We start from the raw sequence: 4,321 nt of genomic DNA on the forward strand, positions 1-4,321 counted from the left end.
CAAGGCCCGCAGCTCCGCCACGCCCACTCCCGCCGCGCCCATCCGCAACCCTACGAACGCCGGTCACCCATCAACATCGGTGGATCGAGGCTAAGACGGCATGCTCCAGTGTCCCGACCAAATGTTCGTCCTTGTTTGCAAGCGGTGAACCCCGATAGGTCAGCGGGACCTGGAAGAGCGCTGTCTCAACGGCAATGAGAAGGACTTCAATGCCCACCTCGCCGGCGGGATCATCAAAACGGAAAGAAGCCACCCGTTCCATGTGCTCGACGCTGACGCCTCGAAACCACGGCTGCGCAGGGAGCCACCGGGCCAGCAGTTCCAGCTTGGTGGGGTGGAGCGGTACCTCATAGATCAAAGCCATAAGCCCCAGCATAAAAGGGTCGGGGACAATCCCGCCGGTCCGACCTCTCCGGCGCGTGACCACAGGAAGATGGTGGTCTCTGTCGATCGACGTGTTCCTCAGAACTGATGCTGAATGGGTGGATGTCCTTGGCGGGACTTCGTGGGTCCACAATTGAGCATCAGGACCAAATGTGGTGTGAATAGGGCCGGTGCCATACACCAGGGTCGCCAGCATGATCACATGCGGTCCAGGGGTGCACGGACGATGCTGTAAAGGCCGTAGCACATGAGTCCTATCGCAATGATGGAGAGGGCGACCGTGCCAAGGAACTGTTCCTGTAAAGCCTTCAAGGCCCCGTCCAGGCCGGTGGAGTCCTTGGGAGAGGAGGTGACTGCGGCTCCAATGATCAGTATCTCCACAACTGCCAGAGCCAGGCCCTTGGTCAGATAGCCAACCGATCCCAGGACGTGGATCACGATGCCGTGCGCGCCCTGTGGTTGTTCCTCAAGGTCTTTGCAGTAGCGTTTGGTGGCACCTTTGAAAAGGTAATAGCACCCCACGGCGATGACCCCCGCTCCCACGGCAACCAATAGTGCGGCGCCCAAGGGCGCCGAGAGAAGGGCCGCGGAGAACTCCCGGGCTTCGGCGCTGCTATCGGTCTCGCCGCCGAGGGCATAGACACCGAACGACACAGACACTGCGGCATACCCACCCGCTTTGAAAGCTGCCTTCATCCGCCTCGCGAGCTTTTCCTTCTTGTCCCGGTGCTTCCACCGGAAAGCGGCCTCACTCAGCTGGAAAATCGCGAGAGCCGCCGCCCCCAGAAAGCTCGTCCACAGCAGAATGTATCCAGCGGGCAGATCGGCAAGGGCCTCTACCGCTCCCGATCGTTCGATGTCCCCCCGAGCGCCGGCGGCGACGCTCACGGCGATGATCCCGATGACAAAGTGGAGCAGCCCGTTGGCCGCGTACCCGAATCGTGCGCATGTTTCGAAAACCTTCGAATCGGCTGCGTCCTCAAGACGGTCGAATACTTTTCTGGCCATGCGACCGAGATCGCGTGCTACGTTCTTCCATTTCTGGGCCGAACGCTCTGTCTGTTGTTGCACGTGCCCACCGACCCTGATTGTTGTGAACCCCATTTTTGTACCATGGCTGTTCCATGCAGTGGATATTCTCCTCCAACAGGACAATTGGCCTCTCGAGGCGACCCCCGACAGTTTGACCACAAACACCTACGGACAAAACAGGATGACCGGCGGAACGACGTGTGCTTGAGCGAGGTCAGAGTTCCTGAAGGGCAGCGGTCCGGTTGCCGCCTGTATCACCGGTGTTGATTGTGCCTTTGGGCTCGAACAGGAGTGCGGACACTTCCTCGTCGGCGCGGGGGCAGTGCTCGACGCCGGCGGGAACAACGAAGACATCATCGGGGCCGAGCTGTACATCCCGGTCGCGGAGCTGGATGGTGAGGTGGCCGCTGCGCACCATGAACAGTTCGTCGGTGTCGGGGTGGGTGTGCCACACGAACTCGCCCTGCAGCTTCACGACCTTGACGTCGTAGTCGTTGACACTGGTCAGCCGGTGAGGTTGCCAGTGCCCGGAGATGAGGTCGAGGGCATCGGCCACGTTGCGAACTTCAGTCGTCATGCCTCAATCATGACGGAACAATCCAGGATAGTGAGTAGAAAGCTGTGCTTTATACAGCGCCCGCAGGCCGATGGCTGATCGCTACTCGGGGAGATGCAGTCCTATGCGGAGCATCGTATAAGTTTGCACAACCGGTTTCTAGACTTATGTTTGAATCCGCTAGTGATGCGCATAGGTAAGGGACAAGGGAAAGCGCTACACCTGACCGGCCGTGCTAATCCGACGGCGATTGGCATCCCGTTATGCAGTGAGAGGCTTGAGGCATGCAATCTGATGTACACCCTCCTTCACCGGAGCCGGACACACCCGTCGCGTCACGTCGACGTGCTTACATTCTGATTGCTTTGATCGTCGGGGTCCTGGTGCTGTTGATGATTTTTCTAGTTCCACCGCTCACACTGCAGTCCAGTGAAGCAGGAAACGTCCCAGTGGCAGTTTCCGACTCCGCCCTCACCGAGACCAGCCGGGAAGTATCCTCCACGCCACCGGCATCGGCTGAACCATCTGAACTAGTAAAGCCAGCGGAATCAGCCCCAGTCCCTTCGGCGGCCGTGCCGTCATCGGAGCCGGTCATCCCTGCACCCGACGCCGCCCAGCAGACACCGGACACCGTTCTCGCACCGGTTGCGGCTGCCCCCACACGCATCACCGTCGAAGCCGCTGGCATCGACGTCTCCGTGCTGCCGTTGAGCCCGACCGGTGCGGACATTGCGAGTCAATCCATCGTGCCGCCTTTTACCGACGACGGGTACTGGCTGACCTCGTACGGCACACCCGGCGATGGCTCCACCAACACCACCTACATCACCGGCCATAGTTGGGAAGGCCGGGAAGCACCCTTTGACCGTTTCAGCACCGACACCGAGGCCGGGGACACCATCACCCTCGCCACCGAAACCGGCACCATGAACTATGTCGTGGACTCCATCACCACCCACGATAAGGATTCCCTGAAGACCAGCGAGATCTGGAACATCGTCCCGAACCGGCTCATCATCATCAGCTGCTACACCGAAGACCCCTGGGGCAAAAACGTCGTCGTCACCGCATCACCAGCACCAGCACCATAAACCAGGTTCCCGCGCACACCACCCCGGACGTGCCTGGAGCTTAGATTGCCTACGCGTTATCGAAGTCTGCAGGATTGCTCACACATATGGACTGGTATTGAAGGTTTGATACGACCAGAGCTCCGTTCTTCGCCGCTGGTCCAACACCACAGGAAAGCAAAGCTACGCGGGCAAAAGTTTTAATGTGGAGTTTCTCGTTTTCAGCGCTGGTGGGGGTTTACTCTATTACCACGCGCCACAGTAGTCTCCACCGTATGGTGCCGCTTGGTCTCATCATCCCTCTCAAGCTTGCCTAGAATCTGAGTCGAGATTGTCGACCTCTGGACTTCTCGTCGTCGAATTCCCTTTCTGGGTGCATGCTTTGTTGAAAGGCACCATTATGAGTAATCCACGTACTTCTCATCAGCACACGGCATCTTTCGGACAGTCTTTGACCACGTTGGCGGGCGTCCTGGCTGCAGGTGGAGCGGTGCTCCTGGTCCTCTTTGGAATATTGACCGGCCCTCCATCAGCGTTCGCTGCGGAAGCACCGATTGGATTGGGCACTGCGGGTTCCTACTCGGTACTGGGTGGGCAGGCCGTTACTAACACCGGGCCCAGCATCCTGAACGCCAACTTGGGGGTAAGCCCGGGTACCGCCATTACTGGTTTCCCTCCGGGCATCGCAGCCGGGTCGACCAATGCCGGAAATGCTGAAGCCGCACAAGCACAAGCAGATCTCGTTACTGCCTATAACGATGCCGCCGGACGAGCTCCGACAGGCAGCGTGGCCGGAGACCTCGTCGGTCAGACACTTGCAGCCGGGGTATATAACTCCACCGGCCCACTCGCCCTAAGCGGCACACTGACCCTCGACGGAGAAGGTGATCCCAATGCGGTCTTCATCTTCCAAGCCGCATCAACCCTCATCACCGCCAGCGCCAGCAACATCAACCTCATCGGCGGCGCACAAGCCTGCAACGTCTTCTGGCAGGTCGGCAGTTCCGCAACGCTGGGCACCCAGTCATCCTTCAAGGGAAGCATCCTCGCCCTGACGTCAGTCACAGTCACAACCAATACCGTAGTTGAAGGCAGGGCCCTGGCACGCAACGGCGCAGTTACTCTCGACAACAACACCTTCATCACCTCGAACTGCCAGACTGCCCCGGTTCCTGTTCCGACGGAGACTGCCCCGGTTCCTGTTCCGACGGAGACTGCCCCGGTTCCTGTTCCGACGGAGACTGCCCCGGTTCCTGTTCCGACGGAGACTGCCCCGGTT

General features: G+C 59.5%; 5 protein-coding genes. 2 read left to right on the forward strand and 3 right to left on the reverse strand.

Annotated features, from left to right (window positions below):
- Positions 1 to 70 precede the first annotated feature (70 nt).
- The 3 genes from IWX75_RS17340 to IWX75_RS17350 all read right to left on the reverse strand — a co-directional run bounded on the left by IWX75_RS17340 (position 71) and on the right by IWX75_RS17350 (position 1,993).
- A complete protein-coding gene (locus tag IWX75_RS17340) occupies positions 71 to 364 on the reverse strand; it encodes a maltokinase N-terminal cap-like domain-containing protein (RefSeq protein ID WP_196823503.1) in 294 nt (97 codons plus the stop codon).
- 218 nt (positions 365 to 582) lie between these two features.
- Positions 583 to 1,392, reverse strand: coding sequence for a DUF1206 domain-containing protein (locus IWX75_RS17345; protein WP_196823504.1), 810 nt, complete (start codon positions 1,390 to 1,392; stop codon positions 583 to 585).
- A gap of 238 nt (positions 1,393 to 1,630) precedes the next feature.
- Positions 1,631 to 1,993 carry a cupin domain-containing protein gene (locus IWX75_RS17350; RefSeq protein WP_196823505.1) on the reverse strand — a complete coding sequence of 121 codons (363 nt, stop codon included), beginning with the start codon at positions 1,991 to 1,993 and terminating at the stop codon, positions 1,631 to 1,633.
- Between the two features lie 428 nt (positions 1,994 to 2,421).
- Between IWX75_RS17350 and IWX75_RS17355 the strand changes: the two genes are divergently transcribed.
- Positions 2,422 to 3,063: a class F sortase gene (locus tag IWX75_RS17355; RefSeq protein ID WP_196823506.1), complete on the forward strand. Its 642-nt coding sequence runs from the start codon at positions 2,422 to 2,424 to the stop codon at positions 3,061 to 3,063.
- A 430-nt stretch (positions 3,064 to 3,493) separates the two neighbouring features.
- Positions 3,494 to 4,321: ice-binding family protein (locus IWX75_RS17360; protein WP_334684457.1), on the forward strand; the 828-nt coding region annotated here is incomplete at its 3' end.

It is taken from the genome of Arthrobacter sp. CAN_A6, assembly GCF_015751715.1.
Lineage (GTDB): Bacteria > Actinomycetota > Actinomycetes > Actinomycetales > Micrococcaceae > Arthrobacter_D.

Coding starts and splice junctions, on each gene's coding strand:
- IWX75_RS17350 (WP_196823505.1), bottom strand. CDS start 1,993: ATGACGACTGAAGTTCGCAACGTGGCCGATGCCCTCGACCTCATCTCC.
- IWX75_RS17340 (WP_196823503.1), bottom strand. CDS start 364: ATGGCTTTGATCTATGAGGTACCGCTCCACCCCACCAAGCTGGAACTG.
- IWX75_RS17345 (WP_196823504.1), bottom strand. CDS start 1,392: ATGGCCAGAAAAGTATTCGACCGTCTTGAGGACGCAGCCGATTCGAAG.